Source organism: Lichenicola sp. GTC18331 (genome assembly GCF_055386855.1).
Map to the genome: position 1 here is coordinate 1,870,079 of NZ_AP045015.1, position 16,665 is coordinate 1,886,743.

At 66.9% G+C, this 16,665-nt stretch carries 20 protein-coding genes; 6 read left to right on the plus strand and 14 right to left on the minus strand.

What is annotated here, in order from left to right; translation table 11 throughout:
- Positions 1-35 precede the first annotated feature (35 nt).
- From ACZ5BM_RS08590 to ACZ5BM_RS08605, 4 genes are read right to left on the minus strand one after another with little or no spacing between them, the layout of a single operon-like run.
- On the minus strand, positions 36-809 hold the full coding sequence (locus tag ACZ5BM_RS08590) for a VOC family protein (protein ID WP_498907490.1): 774 nt from the start codon (positions 807-809) through the stop codon (positions 36-38).
- The gene (locus ACZ5BM_RS08595) at positions 806-1,711 is read right to left on the minus strand and encodes an SMP-30/gluconolactonase/LRE family protein (RefSeq protein ID WP_498907491.1); all 906 of its coding nucleotides are present in this window, start codon (positions 1,709-1,711) and stop codon (positions 806-808) included. Before ACZ5BM_RS08595 ends, ACZ5BM_RS08590 begins: the two co-directional genes overlap by 4 nt.
- Positions 1,712-2,155 (minus strand): cupin domain-containing protein, encoded by a 444-nt coding sequence (locus ACZ5BM_RS08600; protein ID WP_498907492.1) that lies wholly within the window; start codon positions 2,153-2,155, stop codon positions 1,712-1,714.
- Positions 2,152-2,640 (minus strand): DoxX family protein, encoded by a 489-nt coding sequence (locus tag ACZ5BM_RS08605; protein ID WP_498907493.1) that lies wholly within the window; start codon positions 2,638-2,640, stop codon positions 2,152-2,154. Before ACZ5BM_RS08605 ends, ACZ5BM_RS08600 begins: the two co-directional genes overlap by 4 nt.
- Positions 2,641-2,743: 103 nt before the next feature.
- Between ACZ5BM_RS08605 and ACZ5BM_RS08610 the strand changes: the two genes are divergently transcribed.
- Positions 2,744-4,309 (plus strand): GMC family oxidoreductase, encoded by a 1,566-nt coding sequence (locus ACZ5BM_RS08610; RefSeq protein WP_498907494.1) that lies wholly within the window; start codon positions 2,744-2,746, stop codon positions 4,307-4,309.
- 148 nt (positions 4,310-4,457) lie between these two features.
- On the opposite strand, the gene ACZ5BM_RS08615 is transcribed toward ACZ5BM_RS08610, so the two are convergent.
- Positions 4,458-5,198, minus strand: coding sequence for an aminotransferase class I/II-fold pyridoxal phosphate-dependent enzyme (locus ACZ5BM_RS08615; RefSeq protein WP_498911554.1), 741 nt, complete (start codon positions 5,196-5,198; stop codon positions 4,458-4,460).
- Positions 5,114-5,815, minus strand: coding sequence for an aminotransferase-like domain-containing protein (locus ACZ5BM_RS08620; protein WP_498907495.1), 702 nt, complete (start codon positions 5,813-5,815; stop codon positions 5,114-5,116). The genes ACZ5BM_RS08615 and ACZ5BM_RS08620 overlap by 85 nt, the downstream gene beginning before the upstream one ends.
- Before the next feature lie 79 nt (positions 5,816-5,894).
- On the opposite strand from ACZ5BM_RS08620, the gene ACZ5BM_RS08625 reads away from it, so the two are divergent.
- On the plus strand, positions 5,895-6,770 hold the full coding sequence (locus tag ACZ5BM_RS08625; protein WP_498907496.1) for a DMT family transporter: 876 nt from the start codon (positions 5,895-5,897) through the stop codon (positions 6,768-6,770).
- A 39-nt stretch (positions 6,771-6,809) separates the two neighbouring features.
- Here ACZ5BM_RS08625 and ACZ5BM_RS08630 read toward each other — a convergent pair whose 3' ends face one another.
- The gene (locus ACZ5BM_RS08630; RefSeq protein ID WP_498907497.1) at positions 6,810-7,901 is read right to left on the minus strand and encodes an NADH:flavin oxidoreductase/NADH oxidase; all 1,092 of its coding nucleotides are present in this window, start codon (positions 7,899-7,901) and stop codon (positions 6,810-6,812) included.
- A 76-nt stretch (positions 7,902-7,977) separates the two neighbouring features.
- Here ACZ5BM_RS08630 and ACZ5BM_RS08635 point away from each other — a divergent pair, with 76 nt between their 5' ends.
- On the plus strand, positions 7,978-8,280 hold the full coding sequence (locus tag ACZ5BM_RS08635) for an ArsR/SmtB family transcription factor (RefSeq protein ID WP_498907498.1): 303 nt from the start codon (positions 7,978-7,980) through the stop codon (positions 8,278-8,280).
- A gap of 179 nt (positions 8,281-8,459) precedes the next feature.
- Here the strand turns inward: ACZ5BM_RS08635 and ACZ5BM_RS08640 are convergent, their stop codons facing one another.
- From ACZ5BM_RS08640 to ACZ5BM_RS08650, 3 genes are all read right to left on the minus strand, one after another.
- Entirely contained in the window at positions 8,460-8,795 is a 336-nt protein-coding gene (locus ACZ5BM_RS08640) for a pentapeptide MXKDX repeat protein (protein WP_498907499.1), read from the minus strand.
- Positions 8,796-8,896: 101 nt separating this feature from the next.
- Positions 8,897-9,658, minus strand: a complete 762-nt coding sequence (locus ACZ5BM_RS08645) for a molybdopterin-binding protein (RefSeq protein WP_498907500.1) — start codon at positions 9,656-9,658, stop codon at positions 8,897-8,899.
- Positions 9,655-10,302, minus strand: coding sequence for a cytochrome b/b6 domain-containing protein (locus ACZ5BM_RS08650; protein ID WP_498907501.1), 648 nt, complete (start codon positions 10,300-10,302; stop codon positions 9,655-9,657). The genes ACZ5BM_RS08645 and ACZ5BM_RS08650 overlap by 4 nt, the downstream gene beginning before the upstream one ends.
- Positions 10,303-10,471: 169 nt before the next feature.
- Here ACZ5BM_RS08650 and ACZ5BM_RS08655 point away from each other — a divergent pair, with 169 nt between their 5' ends.
- The 3 genes from ACZ5BM_RS08655 (at position 10,472) to ACZ5BM_RS08665 (ending at position 12,649) form a co-directional block, all read left to right on the plus strand.
- Positions 10,472-11,026 carry a sigma-70 family RNA polymerase sigma factor gene (locus ACZ5BM_RS08655; RefSeq protein WP_498907502.1) on the plus strand — a complete coding sequence of 185 codons (555 nt, stop codon included), beginning with the start codon at positions 10,472-10,474 and terminating at the stop codon, positions 11,024-11,026.
- Positions 11,016-11,699: an NrsF family protein gene (locus ACZ5BM_RS08660; protein ID WP_498907503.1), complete on the plus strand. Its 684-nt coding sequence runs from the start codon at positions 11,016-11,018 to the stop codon at positions 11,697-11,699. Before ACZ5BM_RS08655 ends, ACZ5BM_RS08660 begins: the two co-directional genes overlap by 11 nt.
- Before the next feature lie 77 nt (positions 11,700-11,776).
- On the plus strand, positions 11,777-12,649 hold the full coding sequence (locus tag ACZ5BM_RS08665) for an AraC family transcriptional regulator (protein WP_498907504.1): 873 nt from the start codon (positions 11,777-11,779) through the stop codon (positions 12,647-12,649).
- Between the two features lie 132 nt (positions 12,650-12,781).
- Here the strand turns inward: ACZ5BM_RS08665 and mnmA are convergent, their stop codons facing one another.
- Genes mnmA through ACZ5BM_RS08685 form a run of 4 tightly spaced genes read right to left on the minus strand, consistent with a single transcriptional unit; the run spans position 12,782 to position 16,441 of the window.
- Positions 12,782-13,867, minus strand: coding sequence for an MnmA/TRMU family protein (gene mnmA / locus ACZ5BM_RS08670; RefSeq protein WP_498907505.1), 1,086 nt, complete (start codon positions 13,865-13,867; stop codon positions 12,782-12,784).
- Complete coding sequence (locus tag ACZ5BM_RS08675) at positions 13,867-14,181, minus strand: ferredoxin family 2Fe-2S iron-sulfur cluster binding protein (RefSeq protein ID WP_498907506.1); 315 nt, start codon at positions 14,179-14,181, stop codon at positions 13,867-13,869. The genes mnmA and ACZ5BM_RS08675 overlap by 1 nt, the downstream gene beginning before the upstream one ends.
- Complete coding sequence (locus ACZ5BM_RS08680; RefSeq protein ID WP_498907507.1) at positions 14,169-15,326, minus strand: cysteine desulfurase family protein; 1,158 nt, start codon at positions 15,324-15,326, stop codon at positions 14,169-14,171. The genes ACZ5BM_RS08675 and ACZ5BM_RS08680 overlap by 13 nt, the downstream gene beginning before the upstream one ends.
- Positions 15,323-16,441, minus strand: coding sequence for a cysteine desulfurase family protein (locus ACZ5BM_RS08685; protein WP_498907508.1), 1,119 nt, complete (start codon positions 16,439-16,441; stop codon positions 15,323-15,325). Before ACZ5BM_RS08685 ends, ACZ5BM_RS08680 begins: the two co-directional genes overlap by 4 nt.
- Positions 16,442-16,665: the final 224 nt, after the last annotated feature.

Sequence of the window (16,665 nt, forward strand, 5' to 3'; positions counted from 1 at the left end):
GGCCGGTTCTTTCCTCGGGAAGGATCGGCCGCTCGTCAGACGATCAGCGCGTGACCATCCGGGTCATGCGCGGCGGCCCCGGTCTCGTCCAGGACGGTCCGGGTGCAGGCCACTCCGTCCGGTTCGACCGGACCGACCCGCACCGCCGGGTTTCGATAGGCCAGCAACTCGAGATGCGGCGGCCCGTCGCTGCGCGACAGGGCGCGGACGGAGACATGGACCGAGACGACACCGTCGAGTGCATCTTGTTCCGGTCCGGTGTTCTCGCTTTCGGCGATCACCGCAAATCCGATCCGTTCATAGAACGACAGGCTCCGGGCGAGATCGGTGACCACGAGCGCCGAATGGTCGATTCCGACGAGAGGTCCGTCATCCGGACCGAAATCCGACCAGGGTGGCGGGGTTTTACCGGGCGGGAATTGCAGCAATTCGAGCGGATGGCCTTCCGGATCGCGGAACTTGAAGGCGCGAACGCCACCGGAAGAGGGCGGAAGCGGCACGGGGCCGTCGGATGTGCTGATCGGCATCCAGCCTGGGGTCGCGACGAGGCGCGTGTAAGCAGCGTCGATGTCGGTGGCGACCAGGGCCAGATGCTGGAACCAGGAATCATGGCTGGTGCTGCCGGCGGGATAGGGGGCGCCGCCCGGTGGGGTTGCAATGACGTCGATCCGCTGCGCGCCGAGCTGGAGCGCGATCGTCCGGGGGGTATCGGTGACTGGCGTTCCGACCGAGAAGCCGAGGGCGTCGCGATAGAAGGCGGCGAGCCGCTGCGGGTCGGCGCTGTTCAGCGTGAAGCGGATCGGACTCATGGGTATTGCGCGCCGCGTGTGCCGAGGAAGATCGAGTACAGCGTGTGCGAGCCGCCGATGAACAGCCGGCTTTTCGCGCGATCGCCGAAGGTGACGTTGGAAACCGTATAGGGCACCAGGATCTTGCCCAGGAGTTTGCCGTCCGGGTCGATGCAATGGACGCCGTCTGCGGCGCTGCTCCAGAGATTGCCGCTCTGGTCGACGCGGAAGCCGTCGGAATAGCCGGGTTCGACCTTGTGGAAGATGTCGCCGCCGGAGAGAGAGAGGCCGTCGGCGGAAATGTCGAACACGCGGAGATATTGCTTCGGGTCCGGGCCGCTCTGATCGCCTGTCTCCGCGACGTAGAGACGCTTCTCGTCGGGCGAGAAGGCGAGACCGTTGGGTCCGTCGAAATCGCCGGCCATGACGCGAAGATCGCCGGTTTCGGGATCGAGCCGGTAGAGAGCAGGCGGTTGTTCGCTGTGCTGGATACCGCCCTCATAGTCGTTCAGCAGGCCGTAGAGCGGGTCGGAGAACCAGATCGAGCCATCCGTTTTCACCACCACGTCGTTGGGCGCGTTCAGGCGTTTGCCGTCATGGTGGGTGACCAACGTCGTGACGCTGCCGTCATGCTCGGTACGATACAGGCATCGACCGCGATGCGAGCAGGCGATCAGGCGTCCCTGGCGGTCGCGTGTCTGGCCGTTGGCGTAGTTGGACGGGGCGCGCCAGACGGATACGCCGTCGGCCTCGCTCCACCGCATGGTGCGATTGTTGGGGAGGTCCTGGAACAGGAGGCAGTTCCAGTCGGCCATCCAGACCGGGCCCTCGATCCAGCGGAAACCGTCACCGAGTTTTTCCAAAGGTGCGTTGCCCAGCACCATGTTGGCGAAGCGCTGGTCGCGGATGTCGAACCCGTCCATTCAGCGGATCCGGCAGGGTTGATTGCGTACCGGCGGCGTTTCGTACTGCACGATCATCTGCACGCAGGGTTCGTCGCCGACCACGCCGGAGAGATGGCCTGTCTTGCCCTCGATCGTCGTGCAGCCGATGTCCTCGCCAAGATGGATTCCGCCTGGGCCGAACGTCACGCGCTTGCCGTCCATGGTTTCGATGAACCAGGAGCCGGAAAGCGGGATCACCCATTGCGCCTTCGGGCTTTCATGCCAGTCACCGAACCAGCCAACGGGAAGCACAGTGAAGGAGACGCTGAATTTCCCGGTCTCTTTCTCGTGCTGCCATTGCGGGGCGCTGGTGAGCGATTTGAACTCCAGTTCGGTCATGGCGCATTCGGCGAAACGGCTGATGCCGTCCGCATCGACATACATATGCCAGTAAGGGATGCGCGGCTTGTCCTGATCGCTCATGGGGTGGTGCTCGCTGCGATCGCGGCCGGATGCGCCGCGTAGGGATGGGTGGAGGACAGCGGGTCGGCGATGAAGCTTTCCACCGACATCGTGCCGACCGTGACGAGCAGGAAACCGCCTGCCAGCGAGAAGTTCTTCAGGAAATCCCAGAACAGGCCACGGCCCTTGCTCTCGCTGCCGGCCCAGAAATCGCCGGGCGCCCAGAACTGTTTGAACAGGAGGGCCGTGACCATGCAGTAGCCGGCCATGATGAAGGCGGCGAGGCGGTCCGCGAAACCCGTCAGGATGCAGACCGGCATGATGATCTCTGTGGCGAGACCCGCCATGAGCATCAGGGTGGACAGGGCGCGGGACGGCAGGACCTGGCGAGCCTGCGCCACGGCGCCGGGGAAGTTCAGGATCTTGTCCAGGGCGCTGAACGGGAAAAACAGCATGACAAGCAGATAGCGCACGGCGATCGTGGCCAGGATTCCGAGACCGGTCATCGTGTGCTCCGCGCGGGCCGGCGACGGGAGGTCGCCCGCATCGGGCAGTGCAACGCGTCGCGTGTCGGAACGTTGCCGCGCGGAAGCACGCGGGAGTGATCGCATGGACAGCCAGCATTACGACGTCGTCATCGTCGGTTCCGGCCCTGGCGGCGGCACCATGGCCTGGAAGCTGGCGAAGACCGGCAAGCGCATCCTGCTGCTGGAGCGCGGCGACTATCTCGTACGCGGCCGCGACAACTGGGACAGCAAGGAGGTGTTCGTCGACGGCAAGTACCAGGCCCCGGAGACGTGGTACAGCTCGAACGGGAAGACCTTCCATCCCGGCCTGCACTACTATGTCGGCGGAAACTCGAAGTTCTACGGTTCCGTTCTTCTGCGCCTGCGGGAGCGGGATTTCGACGAGATCCAGCATCCGGACGGGATCTCGCCGGCCTGGCCGGTGAAATACGAGACGTTCGAGCCGTATTATCAGGCGGCGGAGGAACTGTTCGCCGTGCACGGCCAGCGGGGCGAGGACCCGACTGAACCGCCAAGTCCGCAGCCCTACGCTCATCCTCCCGTAAGTCATGAGCCGCGAATCCAGCAGCTTTTCGACGGGCTGAAGCGCCTCGGCCATCACCCGTTCCATCTGCCCGTGGGCGTGCTGCTGGAGGAGAAGGACGGCGTGACGCTGCCCTGGAGCCGCTGCGTGCGCTGCGACGCGTTCGACGGCTATCCCTGCCCCACCAATGGCAAGGCCGACGCGCAGATCATGGTCGTGGACCCGGCCGTGCGGGAGAACGACAACATCACGTTGATGACCAACGCCTATGTGGAGCGGCTGCTGACCGATCCGTCCGGGCGGAGCGTGACCGGCGTGGAGGTGGTCAAGGAAGGCGAGCGCCTGACCTTTACCGCCGATATCGTCGTCGCCGCGTGCGGAGCACTGTCATCCGCGCTGCTGATGTTGCGCTCAGCCAACGATGCACATCCGAACGGTCTGGCCAACCGCTCCGATCAGGTCGGCCGCAACTACATGCGGCACAACAACTCCACCATGCTGGCCTTGTCGCGCACGCCGAATCCGACCCGTTTCCAGAAGACGCTCGGGCTGAACGATTTCTATTTCGGGGCGGACGACTGGGACTATCCGCTGGGCCATATCCAGATGGTCGGCAAATCGGACGGCGTGCAGGTGCATGGCGAAGGTCTGCCGACCTTCCTCCAATGGTTGCCGGAGATGCCGTTCGACTACATCGCCAAGCACTCGGTGGATTTCTGGCTGACCGCGGAAGATCTGCCGCTGGCGCAGAACCGCATCTTCTACAAGGACGGCAAGGTGCATCTGGACCTGACCGAGACCAACATGGAAGGACTGAAGCGGCTGAAGAAGAAGCTGCACGGCATGCTGGACGATCTCGACATGCATCCGCACTTGTTCGAGAAGAGCCTGTATCTCGGCAAGGACACGCCGATCGGCGGTACCGCGCACCAGTCCGGCACGCTGCGGTTCGGCACCGATCCGGACACATCGGTTCTCGATACGAACTGCAAGGCGCATGAGCTCGACAACCTTTATGTGACGGATGCCAGCTTCTTTCCGTCAATCGGCGCTGTGAACCCGACGCTGACGATCATCGCCAATGCGCTGCGTGTGGCGGATGTGATCGCGGCGCGTTTGGGCTGAGCACGTCGATCATTTGACGGGTGTCTTCTTTTTCTGAAGAAAAAGAAGCAAAAAGACTTCTGTCCGTTTGGCTTGGAGGTTCGGCTCGTCCATCCTCCAACGGACAGAAGTTCTTTGGTTCTTTCTTTCAAGAAAGAACACTTCTTGCCTATCCTCCATCCATGGCGCGGGCCATGGCGTCGTAGGCAACGGGATACGGCATCTGCGTCACGTTGACGCGCATGAAACCGCCGGCAGTACCGGAGACGCTGAAGATGTCGCCGGGGGCGAGCAGCATGCCGAGATCGAGGGCGGTGCGGGCCATGCGTGTCGCATCCACGCCGTCCGGCAGACGACACCAGAGGGAATAGCCGCCGCGCGGCATCAGCCAGGGTGTGATTCCGAGGGGCGCGAGACGGTCCGCCGTGTCGCGTCGCGCACGGGCCAGACGGCGCCGCAGCTGATCCAGATGCTTCCGGTAACCGCCGCCGAGCAGTACGGCCCGGATCGTGCTGGTGGCGATCGGACCGGGTCCCGTAAAGCCGGTCGCGACCTGGAGATCGGCCAACGCCTCGATCAAGGCGGGCGTGCCGGCGACGTAGCCGCAGCGGATCGACGAGGACAATGTCTTGGAGAAACTGCCGATACGGATCACGCGCTCCAGCCCATCGAGCGCCGCCATGCGCACCGATTGTTCCGGTTCGAAAGCGGCGAACACGTCGTCCTCGACGATGGTGAGCCCGTGCTCGGCGGCGATGCGGAGCAGGCGATGGGCGATGGCGGGCGACAGCGTCGCGCCGGTCGGGTTGTGCAGGGCGGCGTTGGTCAGATAGAGGCGCGGCCTGTGAACGGCACGCCCACCACGCGCACTGGGTACGCGGCCAGAAGAGCGCGGAAGTTGAAGTAGCAGGGGTCGTCCACCAGCACGGCATCGCCGGGGCGCAGCAGCAGCCTGCAGACCAGATCGGTGGCGTGTGAGGCTGAGTTGGCGAGCAGGATACGATCGGGCGAGACGGCCAGGCCTTCCGACGCGAACTGGCGCGACAGGATCTCCCGCAATTCGCGCGCGCCTCTGGACGGGCCGTAATCGACCAGGACGCTGTCCGGTGCGCGGGCCGCCTCGCGAAGAGCCTGGCGGATCGCCGTTTGCGGCATCCAATCGGCCGGCAGCCAGCCGCAGCCCGGTTTGAGCACCGACGGGTCCATGTCGAGCGACTGACGGGATACCCAGAACGGGTCCACCACGCGCTCGCGCCGTTCCGGACCGGCCGGGCCCGGCGGCGTGACAGCGCGCATCACGTAGAAACCCGAACCCGGCCTCGCCTGGATCAGCCCTTCGGCGGACAGCCGATCATAGGCTTCGACCACCGTGGAGGGCGACAGGCCGCACTGGGCGGCGAAACGGCGTACGGAGGGGAGCCGGTCTCCCGGCGGCAGCATCCCGCGCTCGATGCGCTCCCGGATCAGCCGCATGGCCTGCTCGGTTCGGGTCTCGCTTCGAGGCGGCAAGCCGGGGTCGTGTGCCATGATGGAACCATACAGTTCGATCAAACCGTATGGAACCGTATGTGTCGTTCGACCTCGCCCGGTCGCATGATGCGACGATATGACAGGAGGCGATGCAATCAACAGGACGGCGGGTTACGGGAGCGGCATTCTGGGCATCGCCATCTTCAGCGGCACGCTACCGGCGACGCGTTTGGGCGAGCTCGGCTTCGATCCGGTGTTCCTGACCGGTGCGCGCGGGGCGATCGCGGCGCTGATCGGCGGGGCCATGCTGCTGTGGCTGCACGCCGCGCTGCCGCGACGGGCCGATCTGCCGCCCTTGCTGCTGGTGGCGCTCGGCGTGGTGCTGGGGTTTCCCCTGCTGACCGGTCTGGCGCTGCGGTCGATCGGCACGGCGCATTCGATCGTCTGGACCGCGCTTCTGCCGCTTTCCACCGCCCTGTTCGGCGTTCTGCGCGGGGGCGAGCGTCCTTCGGTCGGGTTCTGGCTGTTCTCCCTGGCCGGGGCGGCCGCCGTGGTGGCGTTCGCCCTGGGCGAGGACCAGGGCGGCTCCTGGCGTGGCGACGGGTTGATGCTGGCGGCGATCCTGGCGGCGGGGTTGGGCTACGCGGAGGGCGCGGTTCTGTCGCGCCGTCTCGGTGGGTGGCAGGTGATCTCCTGGGCGCTGTGCCTGGCCGCACCGGCGATGACGATGCTCGCCTTTGCCTTCCGGCCCGTCTCCTGGGCGGTGGTGCCGATGCCAGCCTGGGTCGGGCTCGGCTACGTGTCCGCGTTCAGCATGATGCTGGGCTTCGTATTCTGGTATCGCGGCCTGGCGATCGGCGGCACCGCACGCGTGGGCCAGTTGCAGTTGTTGCAGCCGCTGGGCGGCATGGCGCTGTGCGGGATGGTTCTGGGCGAGCCGGTTCCGGCGGGCATGGTGGCGGTGGCCGGCGCCGTACTGGTCTGTGTGGCGGGGGCAAAGCGGTTCGCGTGACGAGACGCGCGGGTTCGTCACCCGCGCGTCCGGTCCGGCTCAGCGATAGCGCGCCAGCCAATGGGCGTATGGCGCCGGAAGGGTGGCCCAGGCCGGGTTCTCGACGCCGAGCGCTTTAGCCGCGGCATAGGGCCAATGCGGATCGGCCAGGAGCGGACGGCCCAGGCTCACCAGATCGATCTTGTTGTCGCGGACCAGCGCATCGGCGTCTTCCGGCTTGGCAATATACCAGCTCGTGGTGCCGGGCAGGCCGGTTTCTGCGCGCACGCGGGCGGCAATGTCGCCCATGAAATTCGGGCCCCAGGGGATCTGGGCGTCCGGTGTGTTGAAGCCCATCGACACGTCGACGAAGTCGAGACCTTCCGCCTTCATGCGGCGGAGAAGCGCGATCGCTTCCTCGATCATGCCGTCCTTGCCGTCGAACTCGACCACGCCGAGGCGCACGGTCAGCGGACGGTCTTCCGGCCAGACGGCGCGCACGGTCTTCAGGGTTTCGAACAGAAAACGGGCGCGGTTCTCGGCGGAACCGCCATACTGGTCGTCGCGGGTATTCGAGTAGGGCGAGAAGAAGTTCTGCGCGAGATAGCCGTGCGCCATGTGCAGTTCGAGCCAGCGGAAACCGGCGTCGCGGGCGCGGATCACCGCCGCCACCGTGTCGCTCTGGATGCGGGCGATCTCGTCCAGAGTCATGGCGCGGGGAGCGCGGTCGAGGCCGTCGCCGAAGGCGATGGCGGAGGGGGCGATCGTTTCCCAGCTGTTGGGCTCGCCCTCGGGGATGTGATCGTCGCCTTCCCAGGGCCGGTTGGCGGACGCCTTGCGGCCAGCATGGCCGATCTGGATGCCGGGCACGGCGCCCGCCGCCTCGATGGAGGCGACGATCGGGCGCAGCGCCTCCGCCTGCGCGTCGTTCCACAGACCCAGATCGCCCCAGCTGATGCGTCCTTCCGGCGACACGGCGGTGGCTTCCACCACGACGAGCCCGGCGCCGCCGCGGGCGAGCCCGGCGTAGTGCACCCGATGCCAATCGTTCACGACGCCGTCCACGGCCGAATACTGGCACATGGGCGATACGGCGATGCGGTTGCGCAGCGTGACGGATTTCAGACTGTAGGGGTCGAACAAGGCGGGCATGAACGGCTCCGGGCTGGTTGACGAGCCGTTAAGTTCGATATGATTCGAACTACAACAAGGGGTGGAGACCGGAAAAATGCGAGGCGGCGGATCACCGGACGGGACGCTCGATCTGTGCCGCGTGTTGCAGGCGCTGGCAGACCCCGTGCGGCTGGGCATCGTCCGGCAACTGGCGCGGGAGGGCGACAGTTCCTGCGCCGCGCTCGATGGCGGGCGGCCGAAATCCACCATGTCGCATCAGTTCCGGGTCCTGCGCGAAGCGGGGTTGGTGCGGACCTGGGCGGAGGGCACCACGCATATGAACACGCTGCGCCGGGCGGAACTGGACGAGGCGTTTCCGGGGTTGCTGGCGGCGGTGCTGGGCGCGCCGGCCGCCTGATCACGTCGTGTGGAGGGGCGTCTGGTGCCGGCCTGTCCGACGCTCCCGGCTTTTGCCGGTGGGCGACCGTATCGCGGGTGGACCGGAAGACCGCTCCAATCTGAGAAAGGCGTCGCTTCGGGAGAGAGGCGGTGCAGGCCCGGAAGGCGCGGAGGGACCGCGCGTTCCGGGCGGCGCGATCAGGGCTTCGGCTGGTTCGGGGACATGCTGTCGTGCGACATCGCGCCCCCGGACATGGCATCGTGCGACATCGAATTCTTGGACATGGAATCGTGCTGCATCGCATCCTTCTTCGTCGGATGGTGCATCATCGAGTCGTGCGACATGCCGTCCTTCCCGGAGGGCGCCATCGAGTCGTGGGACATCGAGTCGTGGCCCATCGAATCATGGGCCATGGCAGAATTGCTCATGGCGGAATTGTCCTGCGCATGTGCGGTGGAGATCATCGCCACGGGTGCGGCGAGACAGGCGAGCGTGGCGAAGATCGACAGGGGCTTGGAGGAAAGAATCGTCATGGTTCGATGTCCGAGGCGTTCGCACCGCGCTGGATTGCCGGTGCGATCATCTCCTTGTTCGACGCGACGCCGTTTCCGGTTACAGCGTCAGGATTTTTTCCTCACGATCCGCCGAACCAGTCATATCCCTGGTTCTCCCAGTAGCCGCCCGGGTAGGTGTTGGTGATGCCGATCGATGACACGTATTTCGGATTCTTGTAGCCGAGCTTGGTCGGCATTCTGATCTTCAACGGCGCACCGTATTCCGGCGGCAGGGTTTCGTCGGCGTAGTCGAGCGCCAGAATGGTTTGCGGATGCAGCGCCGTTTCCATGTCGATGCTGGTGAAATAATCGTCGAAACACTTCACCTCGACATATTTCGCGCGCAGATCGGCGCCGATGCGTTGCAGGAACAGCGACAACGGCACGCCGGACCAGGAGCCGATCGCGCTCCAGCCTTCCACGCAGATATGACGCGTGATCTGCGACTGTTGCGGCAGCGCCCGAAGCTCGCGCAGGGACCAGGGCTTCTTGTTCTCGATCAGACCGGAGAGTTCGAGACGCCATTGCGCGGCATCGACCGTTCGCACTTCGCTGCGCGGATAATAGGCGTTGAAGGGAAACGGCTTGGTGATGGCGCTGGCGGGAAAGGTGCGCGCCAACCGCGTCCGGCTGAACAGCCAAGCCTGGACACGATCGTTGAAGGACAGCATGTCGCGCAGGACACGGTCCACAGCGTCGTCGCTGTCGAGCTCGCCGCAGCCGCCGAGCAGGCTGAGCGCACCCAGCGACAAGGCGCCGCGCAGCATCAGCCGACGTTCGATGCGGCGGAATTCCGGCTGGAGCGCGGAAAGATCGGGGCGATAGGATTTGGGATCGCTCATGGCGCGGTCTCCGGATTTTGCGTGTCCGGCTCGAGGCGGCCGCCTGCGATCATGTGCCAGAGCGTGCGCGGCACGATCAGCACCAGGGCGATATGGATGACGAGAAAGCCGACGATCAGCGCCATGCAGGCGAAATGGAAGCGTCGCGCCAGATCGTAGCCGCCGAACAGCCAGGTCAGCCAACCGAGCTGCACCGGTTTCCAGATCGACAAACCGGTCAGAACGGTGAGCACTGCGACCAGCAGTACGCCGGCATAAAGCAGGCGTTGCACCGCGTTGTAATGTCCGGGTTCGTGCGCGAGCCGGAAGCGCAGCGCGGCGAACAGATCGCGCGCCACCGCCCTTGCACCGACGGGCGCCACGTCGCGACGCAGATGGCCGCTGCCGATGCCGTAGGCGAGATAAACGAGACCGGCGCCGAACAAGACCCACATCGCCGCGAAATGCCAGGCGATCGCACCGCCGAGCCAGCCGCCTAGGGTCGCCCAGGAGGGAAACAGGAAGGGCAGGATCGGCGATGCGTTGAAGATCTGCCAGCCGCTCATGATCATGCAGATCATCGCCGCCGCCGCGATCCAGTGGCTGAGCCGGACGATCAGCGGGTGGGCGGCGCGGCGGCCTGGTCGCCGTTGGAGGATGGGCACGGGTATCGACTCCGTTCTGGCCTGTTCGCCGGTGGCAATATGGGCGGTTGTTCGGACGCAAGGCGGTTTCGGTTACAGCAGGGTGGATAATTTTTTGGCGCCGAGGAACTGCTCGATCGGGCGGAGTGGCGTTGACGACGGCGCGTTTCTCGATCTTCCTGTTTCGGTGTTGCAGAAACAACAAGATCTCGCGCCGGGTGCCGGTCTGGGCGTGCTGATGGGCGCGGCGCAGGATGGCGATGCCGTAGCCTACCGGCGCCTGCTGGGCGAGGTGACGCCGTGGCTGCGGCGCTACTACGCCCATCGCCTGCCGCCGCCGATGTGGGACGATGCCGTGCAGGACGTGTTGATCGCGCTGCACGAGAAGCGCCACACCTACGACCCGGCGCGACCGTTCGAGCCCTGGCTGGCGGCGATCGCCCGGCACAAATGGATCGACCGTCTGCGGGCGATGCGGACCATGCCGACCGAGGTGCTGGACGAGGCCCTGCCCGCCCCGGACGACCATGGCGCGGCGGTGTCCGATGCGTTCACGCTCGACACGCTGCTGGCGCAGTTGCGGCCGCAGCAGGCGGAAGCGATCCGTCTGGTGAAGCTGGAAGGGTTGAGCGTGGAGGAAGCGGCTTTGCGGGCAAAGCAGAGTCCGTCTTTGGTGAAGGTTAACATCCATCGCGGTCTGCGCCGTCTCGGCGCGCTCGTGCGAAGAGTTCACGATGCCGGCTGACGCCCCTCCCCCCTCAGGCCGCCGGGCCGACGACGCGACCGGCGCGCTGATCGAGCGTCTGGCCGGCGACCTCAAACCCGTACGGCGCCGGACCGCCTGGCGCGATGCCGCCGTGCTGGCGGCGATCGTCGCGGTCGAACTGGTGCTGTTCCTCGCGATGGGCGGGCTGCGGCCGGACATGCCGATGGCGATGAAACAGCCCTCCTGGTGGTGGAAACTGGGCAGCATGGGCGCGATCGGGATCGCGGGCCTGGGCACGGCGCTTCTGTCCCTGGACCCGGCCCGGTCGCCGCGTCGCGGACTGCGGATCACGCTCCTGCTTGTGCTGCTCTGCGTGGCGCTGGGTTGGCTGGTGGATGCGGCGCGGCCCGGAACCGCCGCGCTGTTGGCGCGGCTGGACTGGCGCCAGGGCATCGGCTGCGTGTGGAAGATGGCGGTGCTGGCGATCCCGGCCGTGCTCGGCTTCGGCGTTCTGCTGCGCCGAGGTGCGCCGTTCGACGGGGCGGCGACGTCCTGGGCCGGCGGGCTGGGGGCGGCGGCCGCGGGGGCGTTCGTGTTCGTGTTCGCCTGTCCATCCGACGATCCGCTCTACATCGCGGCCTGGTACGCTGTCGGGCTGGCGCTGGTGTCGGCGGTGTCGCGCGTGATCCTGGGCTGGGTGGCGCGCTGGTAGCGCCGGGATGGCAAGATCGGCCGGGCGCGCAAAGGCGCGATATGGCTTGCTCGGGTCGAACCGGAGCGGGGCGGACGATGCGGGGGAGCGAGAACGGCGAGGCGGGGATGCGTCGCGCGCTGCGACGGATGGAGCGGCAGCAGGATGCGGCGCTCGATCTTGACGCGCTTGCGGCGGAGGCCGGCTGCTCGCGATTCCATTTCCAGCGGCGATTCGCGGCCTCGTTCGGCCTTCCGCCCTATCGCTACCATCAGCTGCTGCGGCTGAAGCGCGCGGCGCATCGTCTGGCATTCCGGCGTTCGCTGTCGGTGATCGAGATCGCGCTGGAGGCCGGGTTCGACACCCCGGACGGGTTCGCGCGCGCGTTCCGGCAGCATGTCGGGCAGTCTCCCAGCGCGTTCCGGGACGCGCCGGATTGGACGCGGTGGCGGGAGGCGTTCCGGTCGCTCGACGCGGCGAGAAGCTGGCCGGTATCGTTTTCCTGCGCCCAGGTGGAGATTCGCACCACCGAGCCGATCCGTGTGGCGATGCTCTCGCATCGGGGCGACCCGGCGGGAATCGGCGACACGATCGCGCGCTTCATCGCCTGGCGGAAGCGCAACCGTTTGCCGCCCGCCTCCTATCCGACCTTCAACGTGTTCCACGACGATCCGCATGCGACGCCGCCGGATCTGTTCCGGCTCGATCTCTGCGTGGGCGTGGATCGGACGGTTCCGGCGGATGGCGAGGCGATCGTGGACAGCGAGATCGGCGGCGGTCGTCATGCCGTGCTGACGGTACACGGGCGTGGCGACGATCTCGAGGTGCCGGCCTGGTTTCTGTATCGGGACTGGTTGCCGGGGAGCGGCGAGGTGTTGCGCGATGCGCCTTTGTTCTGCCGGCGTCTGAGGCTATTTCCGGACGTGGCGGAACACGAGGCGCTGACGGAGCTGTTTCTGCCGTTAGTGTAGAGACTGTTCTTTCTTGAAAGAAAGAACCAAAGAACTTTCGTTTGTTTGGCTCGACGCTAAGCCGGTACTCATACTAAAACCGACAAAGTCTTTTTGCTTCTTTTTCTTCAGAAAAAGAAGATTTATCGTTTTTCAACTGCAGACCGCTCCACGGTTTGCAGGGTCGCTGCGGCGAATGAAGCCGCCGCCCAGGACCTGGGAGCCACGATAGAACACGCAGGCCTGTCCGGGCGCGGGCAGAGCCGGCTGGTCCAGCACGACGGTGTCGCCGTCGATCACCGCATCGCGTACGGCTTCGCGGGCGCGGAGTTGCACCTGGCAGCGGACCGGCCCGGACGGTGTGGGGATGATCCAGTTCAGGTCGCGCAGGGTGAAGCGGGTTTCGCCGGCGCCTTCGCGCGGGCCGATCACCACGCGTCGGGTGGCCGGTTCCAGCGCCACCACGCGCTGGCGTGCGCCATCCACCATGGCGGCGTCGCCAAGGCGTTTGGTCTGGCCGACGGTGAAGCGGGCGAGCCCTTCATGACGGCCGAGCACGGTGCCGCTCGCATCGACGATCTCGCCGGGCAGGGCGGTTTCGGGGCGCAGGCGTGTGACCAGATCGCTGTAGGTGCCGTTGGGGACGAAGCACAAATCCTGGCTGTCCGGCTTGGCGGCGGTGACGAGGCCGTGGCGGGCGGCTTCGGCGCGCACGGCGTCCTTGTCCGGCATGTCGCCGAGCGGAAAGCGGAGGAAGTCGAGCTGGTCGCGGGTGGTGGCGAACAGGAACCAGCTCTGGTCGCGCTCTGCATCGCGCGGGCGATGGAGTTCCGGGCCGTTTTCGCCGTCGATGCGGCGCACGTAATGGCCCGTCGCCATGGCTTCGCAGCCGAGCTCTCGCGCCAGCTCGAGCAGATCGGTGAACTTGACGCCCTGGTTGCAGGCGATGCACGGCACCGGGGTTTCACCGCCGGCGTAGGCGTCGGCGAACGGAGCGATCACGCTGTCGCGGAAGCGCTGTTCGGCGTCGATCACGTAATGCGGGATGCCGAGCCGGTCGGCGACGCGCTTCGCGTCGTGGATGTCGTCGCCGGCGCAACAGGCGCCCTTGCGCTTCGCGGCCGCGCCATGATCGTAGAGCTGCAGCGTGGCGCCGATCGCCTCGTGGCCCTGCGCCACCAGCATGGCGGCAACCACGGAGCTGTCCACGCCACCGGACATGGCGACGAGGATGCGCATCAGCCGGTGCGGGGCAGACGCACCACCAGACCGTCCAGCGCGTCGGTCATGACGATCTGGCAGCCGAGGCGGGAGGTCTTCTCGAGGCCGAAGGCGAGGTCGAGCATGTCTTCCTCGTCCTCGGTCGGCTTGGCGAGCCTGGGCGCCCAGTCCGGGTCGACCACCACATGGCACGTAGCGCAGGCGAGCGAGCCCTCGCAGGCGCCCTCGAGATCGACCTTGTGGCGATGGGCGATCTCCAGCACCGACAGGCCGCTCTTCGCGTCCACGGTGAGAGGGGTGCCATCGCGCTGGATGAACGTCATGGAAGGCATGGCGGTCCTTGAACGGAAAGGCCGGAGGCGCCGCCCAGCATCGCTGCGGCCCGGTCGATATCGCCGGGGGAGGTAAAGCGTCCGACCGTCAGGCGCAAGCACGTTGCGGCCTCTGCCGCATCCAGCCCCATCGCCGTGAGCACATGGGAGGGTGCGAGGTCCGCGCTGGAACAGGCCGAACCGGTGCTGACGCAAAGCTCCGGCGCGCCCTCCATCAGCGCGCGGGCGGTGTGGCCGGGGAAGCGGAGATTGAGGTTGCCGGCAATGCGCCGCGTGCGGCTGCCGTTGAGGGCGAGGCCGGGAAAGCGGGCGGCGAGCAGATCGAACAGGCGGTCACGGAGCGGGCCGATGCGGGCGGCGTCGGTCTCGCGCTCGCCCTGGGCCAAGCTCGCCGCGACGCCGAACCCGACCAAAAGCGGCGTCGGCAGGGTGCCGGAACGCAGCCCTCGTTCCTGCCCGCCGCCGGAAAACAGCGGCCGGAGGCGCACGCGGGGGCGCCTGCGGACGTAGAGCGCACCGACGCCCTTGGGGCCGTAGATCTTGTGGGCGCTGAGCGAGGCCAGATCGAGGTCGAGCCCATCGAGCGGGATGCGCCCCGCCGCCTGCGCCAGATCGCTGTGCAACAGCGCGCCGGCCGCACGGACGATCGGCGCCAGGGTGGCGAGATCCTGGATCACGCCGGTTTCGTTGTTCACGCCCATGATGCTGACCAGCAGGGTCGGCGCGGACAACGCTGCGCGCAGCGTGTCGGGATCGAGCAGCCCGTCCGAACCGACCGGCAGGATCACCGGCTCGAAACCGAGCGGTTCGAGATCGCGCACGGTCTGCAGCACGCAAGGATGCTCGGTGGCGACAGTGAGGATACGACGTCTGTTGTCGCCGGCCGCCAGGGCCTGCAAGGCGGCGCCGCGAATGGCGAGGTTGTTGCTCTCGGTGGCGCCGGAGGTGAACACGATCTCGCGCGGATCGGCGCCGAGCAGGGTCGCGACGGCAGCGCGCGCGTGCTCCACGGCGTCGGCCGAGTCCTGGCCCATGCGGTGCTCGGTGCCGTGCGGATTGCCGAAGCGCTCGGTAAACCAGGGCAGCATGGCCTGGAGCACGCGCGGATCGCAGGGCGTGGTGGCCTGGTTGTCGAGATAGATCATGCGGACAGCCTCGACGGGGTCGCGGCCATGCGCGCATAGGCGGCGATGAAGCGGTCGGCGTGGTCGTCGGTGGCGTTCCAGGGCAGGGACACGCGGATCGCCTGTTCGGCGCCGTTGCCGAAGCCCATCGCGTCCAGGACGTGGCTGGCGGCAACCTTGCCGGAGGAACAGGCTGCACCCGCCGACACGGCGATGCCGGCGAGATCGAGCGCGATCAGCTGCGCGTCGGCGCGACGGCCGGGCAGAACCAAGGAACTGGTGTTGGCGAGGCGTGGCGCGTCGGCGCCGGCGACCAGCGCACCGTGACGACGGGCCTCGGCCTCGATGCGGTCGCGCAGGATGGCGAGCGCGGCGAAGCGGGGCAGCGTGGCGCAGGCGGCCTCCGTGGCGGCGGCAAAGCCTGCAATGGCCGGCAGTGACGGGGTGCCGCCGCGACGACCACGCTCCTGACCGCCGCCAGCGATGGACGCGGCGAGATGGAAGCCGCGCTCGCCGGAACGCAGCAGCAGCGCCCCGGCGCCCTTGGGGCCGCCGAGCTTGTGCGCGGACAAAGCGAGGCTGTCCGCGCCAAGTTCGGGAAGGGAGACGGGAATGCGCCCGGCTGCCTGCACCGCATCCACATGCAGCAGCGCACCCCGGTCGCGGCACAGAGCGGCGAGTTCGGCGATCGGGTGCAGGACGCCGGTCTCGTTATTGGCCAGCATCAGGCAGACCAGCGCCGGTCGGTCACCGGAATCGAGCGCATCTCGAAGGATACGGGGATCGAGGGTGCCGTCGGGGCGCACAGGCAGGCGCACGGCGTCCGGGGCGGCGGCGCGCACGGCGTCATGCTCGGTGGCACCGATCAGGATACGGCGACCGGCGCCCAGCGCCGCGATGGCCAAAGCATCGGCTTCGGTGCCGCCGGAGGTGAACACCAGCCCGGCGGGATCGGCGCCGAAGGCCGCGGCGATGCGTTCGCGCGACTCTTCCAGCAGCGCACGCGCCCGGCGCCCGGCGCGATGGACCGAGGACGGATTGCCGTCCAGATCGAGCGCCGCGATCGCCGCCGCGCGGGCTTCCGGACGCAGGATCTCGCTGGCATTGGCGTCCAGATACACGGTGGTCGAAGACATGACGGGCTTCCGCGATCAGTTAAACGGCGCACGCATGCGCTATTCCGTTGTGTTTGCTTGCACAGGCCCGTTATAGAAGGGCAACGCTCAACGGGCCGACAAGGCATGCAGCGGATGCGGACCGTATTTCGGAACCGCAGTTCCCCTCTCATATACATGGAGATCCGCGTCAGTTGCACCCGTGAGCCACGGGGCGTTTGAAACACGGAAAACGATTCGCCATA